The sequence below is a fragment of the Flavobacteriales bacterium genome, from assembly GCA_016699575.1.
Classification (GTDB): domain Bacteria; phylum Bacteroidota; class Bacteroidia; order Flavobacteriales_F; family PHOS-HE28; genus PHOS-HE28.
The window spans coordinates 1,497,844-1,513,107 of sequence record CP064979.1 but is presented as its reverse complement, the minus strand read 5'-3'; the positions used below and the strand labels follow the sequence as shown (position 1 = coordinate 1,513,107).

Sequence of the window (15,264 nt, the reverse complement as noted above, 5' to 3'; positions counted from 1 at the left end):
GGTCAGGCCATGACCGGTGGATCGATGATCGTCCAACGGTCCTTGTGCAGGAGTTCGATGCGGCCGTTCACCACAGGTTCGCCCAAGAGCAGCGAGCGGCACAACGACACTGCACGGCGCGCAACATCGTCCAGCAGTTCAAGCGGAACATTGCGCATATCGCATCCGTCCTGCTCGCCGCCGGGCCGTCCGCTAAAGAGATCCTTGCGCGTGAGCTTGTGCCCGGCACCGGGTCCGTGCAGCGCGATCACCTGGCCCTGCTTGGCGTGCACCCCGGCGCTCACCAGGGGAATGGCCAGCGCAGCACAGGCGTTGTCGATGGCCTGCTTGGCGTGCAGGTCGTCCGTGAATTCCAGTACGATGTCGTGCTCGGCCAGCAAATGCTCGGAATTCGCTGCGCCCAAGAAAACACTGTGCGGAACGATGGTCGACCCGGGCAGGAGCTGCCGCATCCACGCTGCGCTCACTTCCGCCTTCCATGCGTCGATGTCCATCGGCGCGTACAGTTCCTGGTTGTCGAGGTTGTGCTCTTCAACACGATCGCCATCAATAAGCGAGAGCTTGGCCAGCGGCCAGCGGCCCATGCGTGGCAGCGCAGCGCATCCTAGGCCACCAAGGCCCACTACTGCGACGCGCAGCGCGGCATCGTCGGGGAAAGAGGCCGTTATCCTTTTCGACATGCGCGGCAAGTTAGCCGCGCCTTCAGCTTACTGCTGGTTGGTGTACGTCACTTCGAAGGTGCCGCTCACCGAGCGCTGCACGCCGCTTTCCGGGTTGATCAATCCAGCGGCGAAGGAGCCCTTCACGCTGTTGGTCACGGCGTCGTGACTGTCCACGGTAATGGTGCCCTCAGCGCCGGGTGCAACGGTGTAGGACTGGCCTTGCTCCATGAGGAGCATGTTGTTGCTGGCTTCGTTGCTTTCGTGCTGGCCAATGAAGAGCGAGTCGACCTGGAGGGTGAGTGATACGCCGTTCAAGGCGAGACCGGTGATGATGAGCCCGCCTTCGCCTGCGATGGCCGTAAGGTTGCCCTCTGCACAGAACGACGCCCCGCCCAGGTCGGCCTCCATTCGATTGCCGTCGGTGCCACAGCCCGGCGTGATGGTCTGTACCACGGGGTTCTCCTCCATGGCGCAAGCGGAGAACAAGACAGCGATGACAAGTGCGGGTATGAGTTGTTTCATGGTGTTGCGGTGTTGGCCGCTTCAACGCAACATCTGCCCCCGGGGTTCCGGCCCGCACCAAAGAGAAGAGGGGCCTCGCGGGCCCCTCTTCAAGTTCTTCCAGAGGTCGATCAGCGCAACACGATGCGCTGCACGGCGTTCACACCCCCTGCCAGTGCCAGGTTGTAGGTCCCGGCTGCGAGGCCGTTCAAGTCGATGGTCGCCAAACCAGCAGCCAGAGCCTTCGCATCGAGCTGGGTGCCCAGCACCACACGCCCGCTCAGGTCGCTGAGGGTGATCCGCACCTCACTGGAGCCGCTTGGGAACGACACGCTCACTTGATCGTTCGCGGGATTGGGCCAAGCGGTGATCGTGGCGCCGCCTGCAACCTCGCCCACACTGCTGGCCACATCCACCAGCACCTCGGTACGCTGGCTCTCGCAACTAGCTGCATTGTCGGCCACTTCCCAATCGTAGAAGTAGTAGTAGTACTCCAGAGCATTGCCACCACTTGCGCTGCTGGAGGTGATGGCGCCAAAGGTGCCCAACTGGTAGGGATAGGTCGGGTTGCTGTTCAACCCATCACGCCACAACTGCGGGTTGCCCGTTCCGCAGCGGAGGCTGTGGTCAGTACCGGCCGGAATAGCGAAGTTCAATTCCACTCTGCTTTCGCCGTCGGGCACAGCGAAGGAGCCCTGCGCAATGATGTTGCCGTTCTCGTCCAACGCTTCTATGACGCGGTTTGCAGCACCTTGTGCATACACCTTAACGCTCACCAGGATGAAATCCTGCGTGGCATCGAAGATCAGGTAGTTGTTGTTGTTGTTCAGGTATTGACCGTTGGTGCCATCACGGTCGGTCTCACCGCCGAAGGCCGCGGGATCGCCGCTGCCGTTCATGTCCGAGCACCAGTAGGTAGTGCTGCTGTTCAGGAAAGGGGTGGTCCAGCTGTTTCCTGTGCCGACCGTGTTTCCACCAACTGCTGCATCGTACCACGACACGTTCCCGCCGGTGGCGTTCAGCGTGGCCGTGCCCGGGGCAGGCAGGAACACATCGTTGGCCGTGGGTGCTGCGGGGATGCTGAGCACGTTGACCGCAACAATACTGGAAGTAGAGGTGCCGCAAGAGGAAGGCACCGTGACGCTGTAGTTGCCCGAAGAGGTCACCACAATGCTTTGCGTCGTTTGACCATTGCTCCATGTGTACCCGCTCGCGCTGCTTGATGTGAGCGTCAGGCTTTCACCATCGCAGAATTCGGCGGTGCCGGACAACGAAACTTCAGGGGTCTCATCCGGGTTCTCGAGCACTACGTAACTGGTCCACGATGTGCAGCCGTTGCCATTGTCCACGGTCACGGAATAGATGCCGGCGGCGTTCACGGTGATGGTCTGAGCGGTGCTACCGGTGCTCCAGGTATAGCCGTTGCCGCTGCTTACGGTCAGGTCGATGGATTGTCCCGGGCAGACCACGGTCGGTCCGGTGATGCTCGCGAAGGGTGCCATGCATTCACCCTCCACAACGCTCACGTACTCATCGGCGTTGAGGCCGGTGAACACTTGGCGGCCGCCTGCAGGCCAGGTCACGACCAAGGAGTCGATCTGCGCGCTGCTGCCGAGCCCGAAGTTGGCCGCGAAACTGTTCACGATGCCATAGCTCTCGCCGGCACGCACCTCGCGGGTTTGAACGCCCCACGGACCGTACAGCCAAGTGCGCGCCCCCACGGCGCTGCGGTTGCTCACCGTACCGCGCAAACGCACGCCGAACCAATGGTTGGCGTTGCCATCGTTCATCCAGATGCGGTCGGCGAAATTCATGTCGGGGTCCACGTAGCCATCGCCGTAACCGGCGAACACGTCCACGAAACCGTCGTTGTTCAGGTCGCCCACGGCGTGTGTGTGCATGGTCTTCGAAGCCGGGAACTTGTTGTTCTCTTCCGTGAAGGTACCGTCGCCGTTCCCTTTGAAGTAGGCGTTGTCCCAGCCGGACATCATGATGTCCAAGAAACCATCGTTGTCGAAATCGCGCATGGTCACCTGGAAGAAGTTCGAGGGAACCTCGAGCCCGCTGCCCGCAGTGATCTCCGTGAAGTGGCCGGTGCCATCGTTTTCGTAGAGGTACATCTGGTCGCTGTAGTCAACGGTCACCACATCAAGATCGCCGTCGTTGTCAATGTCGCCGAAGTCGCTGGCCCAGTTCTGCCCATTGTTGAAGAGCCCGTAGGCAGTGGCTTGGTCGGTGTAGTTGCCGTTGCCGTCGTTCACGAAGAGGCGGTTCCAACGGCGCGGATCGTTCGGGTCGCTGATGAACTGACGGCACTTGGTGATGTAGAAGTCGATGTCGCCGTCGTTGTCGAAGTCGGTGAACGTGTTGCCGTAGTTCCCGCTCATATCGCTCACCGGGTTCGTGGTGAAATCAATGCCCGTGTAGTTGTCCAGGGTGCCGATGCCGTCGTTGTACCATTGGCGCGGCGCACCGTCGTCGTGGCAAGCGAAGGCATCGAGCCAGCCATCGTTGTTCATGTCGGCCATGTTGGCGCATTGCATGAAGATGCTGCCGTTGTTCAGGTCGGTAACAGTGCCCGTGACACCATCGATCTTCATGTGGTGCACACCGTCGTAGCTGCCGCCGCAGAACACGTCCAGTATACCATCATTGTCGGTATCGCCCAGTGCCCAGCCCCATTGCGATGCAGTGCTTACGGCGCCGTACTCCACGCGGTCGAACGAGCCATCTGCGCGCTGGAACTCAATGACCACATTCTTGCTTTCGTCAAGGATCAGGATATCATCCAGCCCATCTCCGTTGAAGTCGGCCACACCGGTGTTGCCCCCGGTGTGGGTGGGCGTGTTCAGCAGGGTGGATGTGTTGGTGAACGTCGCTTGCGCCTGAACGATGACGGGCAGGGCGACGAACACGGAGGGAAGGAGGTAGCGATTCAGCATCGGTTTGTTGCCTTAGGGTGCAGGTTCCCGCAAGAGCGGCCCGAATATAGACGGGTGCTCGATCAGCCCCGGGTGACTTCTCCACGATCGCCGTGGGATCCTGCCATGGAGCCTTGGCGGCCCTCCAAGACTTCCGTCTGCCGCCGGATGCTCTCCTTGTGGATGGCGTTCATCAGGTCTTCGATGAAGGTGCGCGACAACCCCAGGGGCCCCGCCAGACGGAGCTGCCGTTGCATGATGCGCTCCCAGCGCTCCGGTTGCACAATAGCCACGTTATGGTCGGCCTTCCACTCGCCGATCCGCTCGGCAATGTCCATCCGCGAGCCCAGCTTCTGCGCGATCTCCTCGTCCAGCTGGTCGATGAGGTCCCGCAGCTCCTGCAAGCGATCGCTGCTCTGACCAGGGTGTTGCTCCCGGACGATCAAGTCGGCCAGAAGTGCCCCTAGGCGTTGCGGGGTGAGCTGCTGCTGGGCGTCGCTCAGGGCGGTCGCAGGGTCGCTGTGGGCTTCGATCATCAACCCGCTGAAGTTGAGGTCCAGTGCCTGCTGCGCCAGCTGGGCAATGTGCTGTGTGGTACCGCTGATGTGGCTGGGATCGCACACCAGTTCCAGTTCGGGGAAGCGTGCCTTCAGCCGGATGGGGAACTCCCACATGGGGCTGTTGCGGTAGCTGGTGCGCTCGAACCAGTTGAAGCCCCGGTGCACGGCGGCCAACCGCGTGAGGCCCGCACGGCCCAGGCGTTCCAGCGCCCCTATCCAAAGATGCAGGTCGGGGTTGATGGGGTTCTTCACGAAAACCGGCACATCCCTACCGTTCAACGCATCCGCGATCTCCTGGACACTGAAAGGGTTGGGCGTGGTTCGTGCGCCGATCCAAAGCATGTCGATCCCAGCCTTGAGGCAGGCTTCCACATGCTCGGCCGTAGCTACCTCCACCATCAACTTCAGACCGGTGGTCTCTCTTGCTTCCACCAGCCAAGCCAATGCCTTCTCGCCGGCGCCTTCGAAATGCCCGGGTTGGGTGCGCGGCTTCCATACACCGGCGCGCAGCACTTTCACCTGTGGGGCGTGGTGTGCGATCCCCTGGGCAGTGTCCAGGACTTGCTCTCTGCTCTCCGCGCTGCACGGCCCGGCGATGAACAAAGGCCGCTGGAAACCCAGCCCCCATTGGTCGAACGGAAGAGTGTGCAACTGTTGACCGTTGGCCATCGGGACAAAAGTAGGCCGGGAGCCTTGGGCACGGACTCTTCCGCGGCCTGTAACTTCCTCCCCGGGCTGCCCGTCCCACGATCGACCCCCTTGTTGCACGATGACCGTTGAGGACTATAACCGCTGCGTGGACATGCACAGTGACGGGGTTTACCGCTTCGCCTTGAAGCACTTGCGCGATAAGGATACCGCCAAGGATGTGGTGCAGGAGAGCTTTGCCCGGCTCTGGACCAAGCTCGAGGAGGTGGATGCCTCCAAGGCCAAGAGCTACCTCTTCACCACAGCGCACCACACCTTGGTGGATACCGTGCGCAAAGGGCAGCGCAGCACTCGCATGGAAGAGCACCATGACGATCTACGCAGCACCCACCAGAGCAACCCCGACCTGAAGGCCATACTGGACACAGCACTGGCCACCCTGCCCGATGTGCAGCGCAGCGTTGTGCTACTGCGCGACCTGGAGGGTTATGCCTACGAAGAGATCGCGGAGATCACAGGCCTGAACTTGCCCCAGGTGAAGGTGTACATCTATCGGGGGCGCACCGCATTGAAGGAATACATCGGCAAACTCGAACTCGTGCTTTGATCTTGGACCGCACGACATACGAAGCTTGGTTGCTCGACCGCATGGAAGGCAACCTGACGCTCGAACAGGAGCGCCAACTGGAGGCGTTTCTTCTGGCCAATCCGGACCTTTCCACGGAAGATGGGGGCGTGGTCGACGATGCGTTCATCGGTGCCGACAAAGTCCCGTTCGAAGACAAGGATTCGTTGAGGCGTGAACTGCCACCGCAGCGCGCACCGAACGAACAGACCATCGGCGACTTCCTCATCGCCCTTCACGAGGGTGACCTGTCCAAGGAGCAGGAAGAAGCGGTGCGCTTGTTCATGGTTGCTCATCAACGGTTCGAGCGCGAGTCCAAGCTCACCGCTATTGCGCGCGCAACGGAGAAGGATGTTGTTTTCGAGGGCAAGGATTCGCTCATGCGCACGTTCCCGCCGCAAGGCTTGCCCGATGCCCACCGGCTGGACGATTTCCTGGTGGCGCGGTTGGAAGGCGACCTCAGCCTTCAACAGCGTGTGGCCTTGGACAAGTTGATCGCAAGCGATGTGAACGCCGCGAAGCAGTGGGCGTTGATGTCCCGGACGGTCGTGCAGCGCGAGGCTGTTGTATTCGAGGACAAGGACCGCTTGAAGAAGAAGGAAGTCCGCGTGATCCCGATCGGTGGTAGGTGGATGCGCTTGGCCGCTGCCGCCAGCATTGCGCTGGTGATGGGCTTGGGCTGGGTGATCTTCAAGCAAAGCGCAGGACCCGATCCTGTTGGCCCCGGGCTTGCGAACGACCAACCGACCTTGCCGAAGCAAGGGCCAGCGCCTATCGAGAAGAACGAAGGAGCGGCGGAGGTCGTTGATCCGGATCAAGAAGGGAAGGAGCCCGGTACATTGAAGAACGAGGAGCGTAAGCAGCAGGTCGCTCCGCGCAAAGCTGTTGCGCCCGATCGGAAGTTGGAGGGCCACGATCCCGCTCCCCAGCGCGTTGCGCCGGAACTACGAAGCGAACGCGACGAGCCCATGCTGGCCCAAACACAACGACCCGCCTTGGAACGCGACCCGCTCAGCGCGCAGCCTGTCGGGGTGGCCCCCACAACAGGCCCTGCACCAGCTCCTCTGGAAGAAGCATTGGCTGCAGCGCCGGAGCACCTGACCATCGGACAAGTGCTCACTGGCGCCGTGCGGCGCGAAGTGCTGGGCCAACCCGGCGTGGAGCAGCGCGCATTGGATGGTGGTGACGCGGTTGCCGCCATCGACAAGGGGTTGGGCGCCCTTAGTGGCGAACGCGCTGGCCTGGAGGCCCAGCGGACTGCGAAGCGCAGCAGGTTCCGGCTGCAACTTGGCGGGGTGGCCTTGAGCGCAAGTCGAGGACGGTAGTCCGCCCGGTTCCACTGTTCCAGTATCGGCGAGAAGTGCGACGGGCTACTTTTGAGCCCCGCCTTGTTTTGACCGATTCTAAATAGCGCGGGATTGAGCAATGCTGAAAATTCAAAACCTGTCCGCCCGAATAGAAGGGAAGGAAATCCTGAAAGGACTGAACTTGGAAGTGAAGGCTGGTGAAGTCCACGCCATCATGGGACCTAATGGTTCTGGAAAGAGCACCTTGGCGAACGTCCTCGCCGGCCGAGAAGAATATGAGGTGACCGAAGGAACGGTAACCTACCAAGGCGCCGACCTGCTCGAACTATCGCCCGAAGAGCGCGCCTGGAAAGGCATCTTCCTCGCCTTCCAATACCCGGTGGAGATCCCGGGCGTGAGCAACATGAACTTCCTGCGCACCGCCATGAACGAGACCCGCAAGGCCAACGGTCTCGCGGAACTCGGTGGCAAGGATTTCCTCACGCTGGTCCGCGAACGCGCCAAGCTGGTGGAAATGGACGCCGATCCCGCAAATGCGGGAGACAAGTCCCTGCTTCACCGCCACCTGAATGTGGGCTTCAGCGGCGGCGAGAAGAAGCGCAACGAGATCTTCCAGATGGCGATGCTCGAACCCAAGCTGGGCATCCTCGACGAGACCGACAGCGGCCTGGACATCGACGCGCTGCGCATCGTGGCCGGCGGCGTGAACAAGCTGCGCACGAAGAACAACGCCTTCATCGTGGTGACGCACTACCAGCGCTTGCTGGACTACATCATCCCTGACTTCGTACACGTGATGGCCGATGGCCGCATCATCAAGAGTGGCCCGAAGGAATTGGCGCTGGAACTGGAAGAGAAAGGCTACGACTGGGTGAAGGAACACGCGTGATCGATCAGATGATCAGAAAATCAGACGATCAGATGATGACCACAGCAACCGCCACGGATCCGAAAGCGGGCGTGCTGCCCTTGCTCGACGGCTCGGCTTGGCCCGGTGCCGCTGATGCCCTTGCGCAAGTACATGCGTTGCCCATCCCCACGATCAGGACCGAGGCGTGGAAATACACGCGTGTCGGCAAGCTGTTCAAGGATCCGTACACGGCAGCCAAAGGCGATGTCGCTGTCACGTTGCCCGCACGTCTGCCTTTCGGCACCACCCGCGTCGTCTTCGTCAACGGCTACTTCCGCGCCGACTTGAGCGATGACCTGAAGTCGGAGAAGGGCATCGTCATCGATAGCCTGAAGCACCACCTGTCGCACGGCCCGGTGAAAGCCCATTACGGACAGGTCGCGCCGATCGGCGATCGTCTGTTCACGGCGATGAACACTGCGGCCCCCACCGATGGCCTGATCATCCTCGCCACCAAGGGCGCGAAGACGAGCAAGCCGATCCATGTACTTCACATCACCACCGATGGCGGGCTGTTGATCCAGCCCCGCGACCTGTTCATGCTGCAAGAGGGCGCGATGGTGGAAGTCATTGAAGAGCATGTAACGCTCCTCGACCGCGCTCGGAGTGACAATTCAATGGAGCGATCTCCAACCGTTGTCACCCCGAGCAACGGCGAAGCGGTACTGCGCAAGTCGTGCAACGACGGAGCAGTCGAGGGGCTTGCAACGACTCTTGTCAATGCTGTACGCGAATCCTTCGTGGGCGAAGGCGCGAACCTCACGATCCACCTTCTTCTGAACGAAGCGAATGGTCCCGCGCACATCGGTCTGGATGCCGTGACGATCGGCTCGAAAGGCCGCTTCAGCATCGACACGACCACGCTGAACGGATCACTGGTGCGCAATGAAGTGAGTGTGGCCCTTGCCGGTCTTGAGGCACATGTGGAACTGAACGGCGTGTATGTACTCAACGGCACCACGCACTGCGACAACCACACCTACATCGGCCACGACGTGCCGGATTGCACGAGCGATGAGCTCTACAAGGGCATCATCGCAGGTAAAGGCACGGGCGTGTTCAACGGTAAGGTGTACGTGAAGCAGGACGCGCAGCGCACGCGCGCCTACCAGAGCAACGCGAACATCCTGCAAGGCGATGACGCGCGCGTCTTCACCAAACCCGAACTGGAGATCTATGCCGACGATGTCAAGTGCAGCCACGGTTGCACCATCGGCCGCCTGGACGAGAAGGGATTGTTCTACTTGCGTTCACGCGGCGTGAGCGAGGCCGAAGCGCGGCGTATGCTCTCCCATGCGTTCATGACCGATGTGCTGGACCGCATCACGAACGAAGACTGGCGGAAGCACCTCGCGGGTTTGATCGACGCGAAACTTGAGACACTCTGAGCTATCTCACACGGAGACACAGAGCCACGTAGAAGAACCAATGTCAACCACGCGACATACCGAGCTGCGTTCCTCCGTGTCTCCGTGCCTCCGTGTGCGCCGCATTCGATGAACACGCGTGTGACACCGGCCATAATAAAGGCGTTCGACGTCCAAGAGATCCGCGCGCAGTTCCCGATCCTGAAGGAGCTGGTGCACGGCAAACCGCTGGTGTACTTCGACAACGCCGCCACCAGCCAGAAGCCGCGTCGTGTGATCAAGGCCGAGAGCACCTACTACGCCACGATCAACGCCAACGTGCACCGTGGCGTTCACACGCTCAGCACGAAGGCCACCGAGGCGCAGGAGGCCGCGCGTGAGACCATCCGCAGGCATATCAAGGCGAAGCATGCGCACGAGGTCATCTTCACCAGCGGCACCACAGCAGGCATCAACCTCGCTGCGACCAGTCTTGGTCAGCTGCTGCTGAAGAAAGGTGACGAGGTGGTGATCAGCGGCATGGAGCACCACAGCAACATCGTGCCTTGGCAACTGGCCTGCGAGCGGCACGGCGCCACGCTGAAAGTGATCCCGATCACGGACAGCGGGGAGTGGGAATTGGAACCGCAAAGACGCAAAGACGAAAAGGGCAACGCTGATGGGTTATTCAATAAGCGGACACGGCTATTGGCGATCAGCCATGTGAGCAACACGCTCGGCACGATCAACCCGGTGAAGAAGTTGATCGCGCGGGCGAAGAAGCAGGGTATCATCACCGTGGTGGATGGCGCACAGGCCATTGCCCACCTCAACGTCGATGTTCAAGACCTCGGTTGCGACCTGTACGCCTTCAGTGGGCACAAGGCCTACGGTCCTACGGGCACCGGCGTGCTGTACGGCCGCGAGGAGCTGCTTACCGAGATGCCCCCCTGGCAGGGCGGCGGCGAGATGATCGACACGGTCACCTTCGAGAAGACCACCTACGCCAAGCTGCCTTTCAAGTTCGAGGCCGGCACGCCGCACATCGCGGGCATCATCGGGCTGGGCGAAGCCATCCGCTGGATGGAGGACTATGACAAGACCGCCATGGCCGCGCACGAGCACATGCTGCTGGAGCACGCCACCACCGAGCTGCTCACCATCGATGGCCTGCGCATCATCGGCACGCCGAAAGAGAAGGTGGGTGTGATCAGCTTCGTGATAGACGGCGTACACCACTACGACCTCGGCACCCTGCTCGACCAGCAAGGCATCGCTGTGCGCACGGGCCACCACTGCACGCAGCCACTGATGGACCGCTTCGGCGTGAGCGGGACTACGCGCGCGAGCTTCGCGTGCTTCAATACGGTGGAGGAGGTGGAGGTGATGGTGGCGGCGACCAAAAAGGCGGTGAAGATGTTGCGATGAGTTCCGTCATGACATTGGCCCAAACCCAACAAGAGCTCGTCTCCGAGTTCGCCATGTTCACGGACTGGCAGGACCGTTATGAGCACCTGATCGAGCTGGGCAAGGACCTGCCGTTGATCGCTCCGGAGCACAAGACCGATGACAACCTGGTGCGCGGCTGCCAATCGCGTGTGTGGCTCAACGCCGAACTGAAGAACGACCTCGTGCATTTCACCGCCGATAGCGATGCGATGATCACCAAGGGCATCGTGGCCTTGTTGGTGCGCGTATACAACGACCGCACGCCGCAGGAGATCCTCGGCGTTTCCACGGAGTTCATCGATCAGATCGGTCTGCGCGCGCACCTGAGCCCGAACCGGGCCAATGGATTGAGCGCGATGATCGATCAGATGAAACGCTACGCGCTGGCCTTCTCTTCTGCCTCACACAAGGAAGGATGAAGGCTCACACGGAGACACGGAGACACGGAGCGGTGCGGACATTCGCATCATTGGCATTTCTCCGTGTCTCCGTGCCTCCGTGTGCCACCGCTTTTCAATCCCCCAGTGTGCCATGACGCCCGAGGAGAAGAAACAACTGGAGGAGAGCATCATCAATGCCCTCAAGGCGATCTATGACCCGGAGATCCCCGTGGACATCTACGAGCTGGGGCTGATCTACGACGTAGTGATCCACGACGATGCCAGCGTGTACATCAAGATGACCCTGACCAGTCCAGCATGTCCCGTGGCGGGAACCTTGCCCGGCGAAGTGGAGCAGAAGGTGGCCAGTGTGCAGCGCGTGACAAGTGCCAAGGTGGAGATCACCTTCGAGCCGGCGTGGGACAGGACTATGATGAGCGAGGCGGCGCAGTTGGAATTGGGCTTCATGTGAGTGCGTTCACCACAGAGGCACAGAGGACACAAAGGAGATCAACCGCAACGGTGGGACCTCGCCTGAATGAAGGCGCCAGGATGCCTTAGTAGCTATTCGCGACCCAGTAACGGTGTCCTCCGAAATCATAGGCTAGCCCGATGATCGCTTGCGCCGGTAGCAAAGGGTAGGCCGTGCCCAGTCCGGGCTGGTTGTAATGGCAGGCCTTATCCAAACTCTCGCTGCGCCAATACCAGCCCACCTGCACGCCGAAACGCATTCGCACCACGCGAAAAACGCCAAAGTCCCAATAGGTGGAAGTCGCAACGCCGCTCACGAAGCCATGCGCAGCAACAGGAACCTTCGTGGGAGGTGCCCAGTCCAATTCCACGATGCGCGTTCCGCTCTCGTTGTACCAAGAGCCCACATAATGCAGCGCAACGTGCATTTGATTACAAGCACTTTTCAAGCAGAAGAGCCTCACCTTCAGCCCTGCTTTCACGAATCCGCCCCGTTGCCGATCCAGATCAACCTGATCGTCAACAAGGCAGCCTGACGAAAACACGCGGGAGGTGCAACCTCCCGACGCCGCGAATGCCAACCGCCCGAAGAGGCGCCGGTCAACCTGAAGTTCTGGGGAGCCGCTGGCCAAGAGGCCGAGGTTCAATCCAACCGACCAGCTAGGTTGCCGTTCTTGTGCGTATAGAGAAATGCCCGTCCATAGTGAGAGCGCAACACCGGCAAGTCGGATGATAGGACGCGAATTCATGAGTCGTGACCCGTTCTGAACGAAAGTAGCTGGTGTTGCTTCATGCTTTACCGTTCTTTGCTGACGCCATGTCCGACATCCTCAACAAGGTCGCTTCGAGCGGCATCATCACCCTCGACCTGGAGGAGATGTACCCGTCCGGTGAGCGCATGGTCTTCGACCTGAAACCGTTGCTATGGCAGGAAGTCGCGCTGAAGGAAGATGACCTGCGCGCCTTTTGCAAGACCCACGACTGGGCGCAGTACGCGGGCAAGTTCGTGAGCGTTCACTGCAGCGCCGACGCCATCATCCCCACCTGGGCCTTCATGCTTGTGGCTACGCAGCTGCAGCCGCATGCCGCGTTCGTTACGCAGGGCGATGCCGACCAACTGGAACGCGCCGTGTTCACGTGCTTCGTGCAGCAATTTGATGTCGGACCCTATCGCAATGCACGCATCGTGGTGAAGGGATGCAGCAAGCTCACTGTTCCGCTGAATGCATACGTGGAGTTGAGCACCAAGCTTCTGCCGGTGGTGAAGAGCCTGATGTTCGGTGAGCCCTGTAGCACTGTGCCTCTTTTCAAGGCGCCGAAAACGTAGCGGCTACTTTCGGGGCATGCGCCCTCTCCTTATGGCGGTCCTTTTGACCATGTCCGCAGCGCTTGCCGGGCAGCCCACGCAAGACAGTGTATTGGTCCCCAGCAGCGAGCACGGCTGGCACCTCTCGCCGCACGGCAACATCCGCGTGCTGGTGATCTATGCGGAGATGGTCTATGACAAAGACCCCTCGCGTGACCCGGCGCGGAACGCGAACATGGAGCATTGGCCCAGTGGCCAGCTTCCCAAGTGGAAGGATGACCTCTTCGATCCGCAGCCCCTGCCGGTCCCCAAGGCCATGGTCTCGCGCTACTACCACGATTGTTCGCTGGGCAACTACCAGGTGCTGGGCGACTACGTGGACGGATTGGCGATCGTGAAGGAGAGCGAGATGACCACTGACGATTACACGAGCGCGGCCATGCAGGCGACCAAGTGGGTGAATTCCATGGGCGGCTTCCGCACAGCGCATGGCCTGCCCATCGCAGACTTCGACCTGTGGAAGAACAACGGCAAAATGGGCATGCCGAAAGAGGCTGGACCCGATGTGCCGCTGTCGTTCGACCATGTGATGGTGATCTTCCGCAACCACCACAAGCTGAGCCACGGGCTGGGCAGTACCGATGCCGGCAGCAGCCCGCCCATCTTCGGCCATGGTAGCGATACACAGAGCCGCTTCGGCGCGCTCTACGGATTGCCGTTCGAGATCCTCAAGCACGAGTTCAACCACCTGCTGTTGGGCGGCAACAACTTCCACAGCGGTGGCGGCAATGCGCCCGGCTTCCAGAGCTACTTCATCTGCCTGCAAGGCGGTTGGAGCCTGATGGGGGCCGCCAACAGCAGCTTGCTCAGCGTGAGCGGCTGGGACCGCGACCGATTGGGATGGAAGGCTGCCGATGCGCCAGGGACCATCAGTGCGTTGAACACGCGCAACGAACACGTTCGCACCGACCTGGACCCGATGGCGGGGGACACGGGGCTGTTCGTACTGCGCGATTTCGTGACTTCCGGTGATGTTTTGCGCATCAAGGTGCCCTTCCTGGCCACCGATGAATTCCCGCAGTGGATCTGGCTGGAGAACCACCAAGGCTGGAAGAACAACGGCTCACCGACAGACCGCTTCCACTACGAGGACATCATGCCGTGCGTGGAGGATATCACACCCGGGCTTTTCGCGTACATGCAGGTGGACCGCGCGAACAAGACCGGCAAGGACATCTTCAACGGCGATGCCGACTACCTGCGTGCCATGCCCGCCAGCGGTGCGCACGACATCGAGCTGCGCGGCGATACGGTGCGGTACGAATGCCTTTGGCCCGGCAATGCACAGCCGTACGTCGTGGACAACCGCTGGGCCAATCCGCTCACCGGTCACCAGGACATGGAGTTCCCGGTGTTCGACCACAACCACGACGGCAAGTTGACGCGCACGGAAATGACCGACCCGCGCATAGAATTGCGCAACGGTCAGTACATCGACAAAGCCGTACTGTTCGGCCACGCGCGCCAGGCGTTCACCCCAACGGGCAACAACCGCATCGGCATGGGCACCAACCCGCCGAGCGCCAACATGCTCACGCTGGTGAGCAGCAACGGCAAGGACAAGCACAAGGGCGGCAAGCCGAACAACAGGGTCGTCCACCTCAATCCTATCAGCGTTGAAGTGAAAGAACAGCGCACCGATGGCAGCATGCTGGTGCATGTGCGCAACGACGATACATACTTGGCGAACGATGTGCGGTGGTGCGCTGACAGCATCGTGCTGCACAACGTTAGTGGATACGCGGGGCACGCGCTCTGGCTTGCGGATGGCAAACGCCTGCTGTTGGACAGAAGCCGAACACCCACGCGGTTGTTCCCCGCCGAGGAGTTCAAAGGCCGCACCTACTTCAGTGCGTCAACACGGCTGGTGATGGAGGAAGGCAGCAAAGCCTACATCGGGAATACTGCAACGCTTGAACTGGTGAACGGCAGCGAGCTGCACATCGCCAACGATTGCCTGCTCGACCTCCACAGCGCGGCGAAGCTCAAGGTCGATGGCTCATCGCGCATCGTGGTGCACGGCACCGGCCGCATCAACGGCACAACGAAACAGTTGAAGAAGCTGAGGAAGAAGAAGCGTATTCATGTGGCCATGTGACATGGGTCCATGTGCACATG

General features: G+C 60.8%; 14 protein-coding genes. 9 read left to right on the top strand and 5 right to left on the bottom strand.

The window, feature by feature from the left end; translation table 11 throughout:
- Nucleotides 1-2: 2 nt before the first annotated feature.
- The 4 genes from IPJ76_06220 to IPJ76_06205 form a co-directional block, all read right to left on the bottom strand.
- On the bottom strand, nt 3-680 hold the full coding sequence (locus IPJ76_06220; GenBank protein ID QQR87816.1) for a ThiF family adenylyltransferase: 678 nt from the start codon (nt 678-680) through the stop codon (nt 3-5).
- A gap of 27 nt (nt 681-707) precedes the next feature.
- Nucleotides 708-1,184, bottom strand: a complete 477-nt coding sequence (locus IPJ76_06215; GenBank protein ID QQR87815.1) for a hypothetical protein — start codon at nt 1,182-1,184, stop codon at nt 708-710.
- 110 nt (nt 1,185-1,294) lie between these two features.
- Nucleotides 1,295-4,105 (bottom strand): VCBS repeat-containing protein, encoded by a 2,811-nt coding sequence (locus IPJ76_06210; GenBank protein QQR87814.1) that lies wholly within the window; start codon nt 4,103-4,105, stop codon nt 1,295-1,297.
- A 62-nt stretch (nt 4,106-4,167) separates the two neighbouring features.
- Nucleotides 4,168-5,313, bottom strand: coding sequence for a bifunctional 3-deoxy-7-phosphoheptulonate synthase/chorismate mutase type II (locus IPJ76_06205; protein QQR87813.1), 1,146 nt, complete (start codon nt 5,311-5,313; stop codon nt 4,168-4,170).
- 100 nt (nt 5,314-5,413) lie between these two features.
- On the opposite strand from IPJ76_06205, the gene IPJ76_06200 reads away from it, so the two are divergent.
- From IPJ76_06200 to IPJ76_06170, 7 genes are all read left to right on the top strand, one after another.
- Nucleotides 5,414-5,899, top strand: coding sequence for an RNA polymerase sigma factor (locus IPJ76_06200; protein ID QQR87812.1), 486 nt, complete (start codon nt 5,414-5,416; stop codon nt 5,897-5,899).
- 2 nt (nt 5,900-5,901) lie between these two features.
- On the top strand, nt 5,902-7,242 hold the full coding sequence (locus IPJ76_06195) for a hypothetical protein (protein ID QQR87811.1): 1,341 nt from the start codon (nt 5,902-5,904) through the stop codon (nt 7,240-7,242).
- Nucleotides 7,243-7,342: 100 nt separating this feature from the next.
- Nucleotides 7,343-8,113, top strand: coding sequence for a Fe-S cluster assembly ATPase SufC (gene sufC / locus IPJ76_06190; GenBank protein ID QQR87810.1), 771 nt, complete (start codon nt 7,343-7,345; stop codon nt 8,111-8,113).
- Between the two features lie 8 nt (nt 8,114-8,121).
- Nucleotides 8,122-9,522 (top strand): Fe-S cluster assembly protein SufD, encoded by a 1,401-nt coding sequence (sufD, locus tag IPJ76_06185; protein QQR87809.1) that lies wholly within the window; start codon nt 8,122-8,124, stop codon nt 9,520-9,522.
- A gap of 108 nt (nt 9,523-9,630) precedes the next feature.
- The gene (locus tag IPJ76_06180; GenBank protein QQR87808.1) at nt 9,631-10,908 is read left to right on the top strand and encodes a cysteine desulfurase; all 1,278 of its coding nucleotides are present in this window, start codon (nt 9,631-9,633) and stop codon (nt 10,906-10,908) included.
- Between the two features lie 8 nt (nt 10,909-10,916).
- On the top strand, nt 10,917-11,348 hold the full coding sequence (locus tag IPJ76_06175) for a SufE family protein (protein QQR88408.1): 432 nt from the start codon (nt 10,917-10,919) through the stop codon (nt 11,346-11,348).
- A 112-nt stretch (nt 11,349-11,460) separates the two neighbouring features.
- Complete coding sequence (locus IPJ76_06170; GenBank protein ID QQR87807.1) at nt 11,461-11,781, top strand: SUF system Fe-S cluster assembly protein; 321 nt, start codon at nt 11,461-11,463, stop codon at nt 11,779-11,781.
- A gap of 85 nt (nt 11,782-11,866) precedes the next feature.
- On the opposite strand, the gene IPJ76_06165 is transcribed toward IPJ76_06170, so the two are convergent.
- Nucleotides 11,867-12,208 carry a hypothetical protein gene (locus IPJ76_06165; GenBank protein ID QQR87806.1) on the bottom strand — a complete coding sequence of 114 codons (342 nt, stop codon included), beginning with the start codon at nt 12,206-12,208 and terminating at the stop codon, nt 11,867-11,869.
- Between the two features lie 389 nt (nt 12,209-12,597).
- On the opposite strand from IPJ76_06165, the gene IPJ76_06160 reads away from it, so the two are divergent.
- Together IPJ76_06160 and IPJ76_06155 are read left to right on the top strand one after the other, a co-directional pair.
- Nucleotides 12,598-13,107 (top strand): DUF2480 family protein, encoded by a 510-nt coding sequence (locus IPJ76_06160; GenBank protein QQR87805.1) that lies wholly within the window; start codon nt 12,598-12,600, stop codon nt 13,105-13,107.
- A gap of 16 nt (nt 13,108-13,123) precedes the next feature.
- Nucleotides 13,124-15,244, top strand: coding sequence for a hypothetical protein (locus tag IPJ76_06155; GenBank protein ID QQR87804.1), 2,121 nt, complete (start codon nt 13,124-13,126; stop codon nt 15,242-15,244).
- Nucleotides 15,245-15,264: the final 20 nt, after the last annotated feature.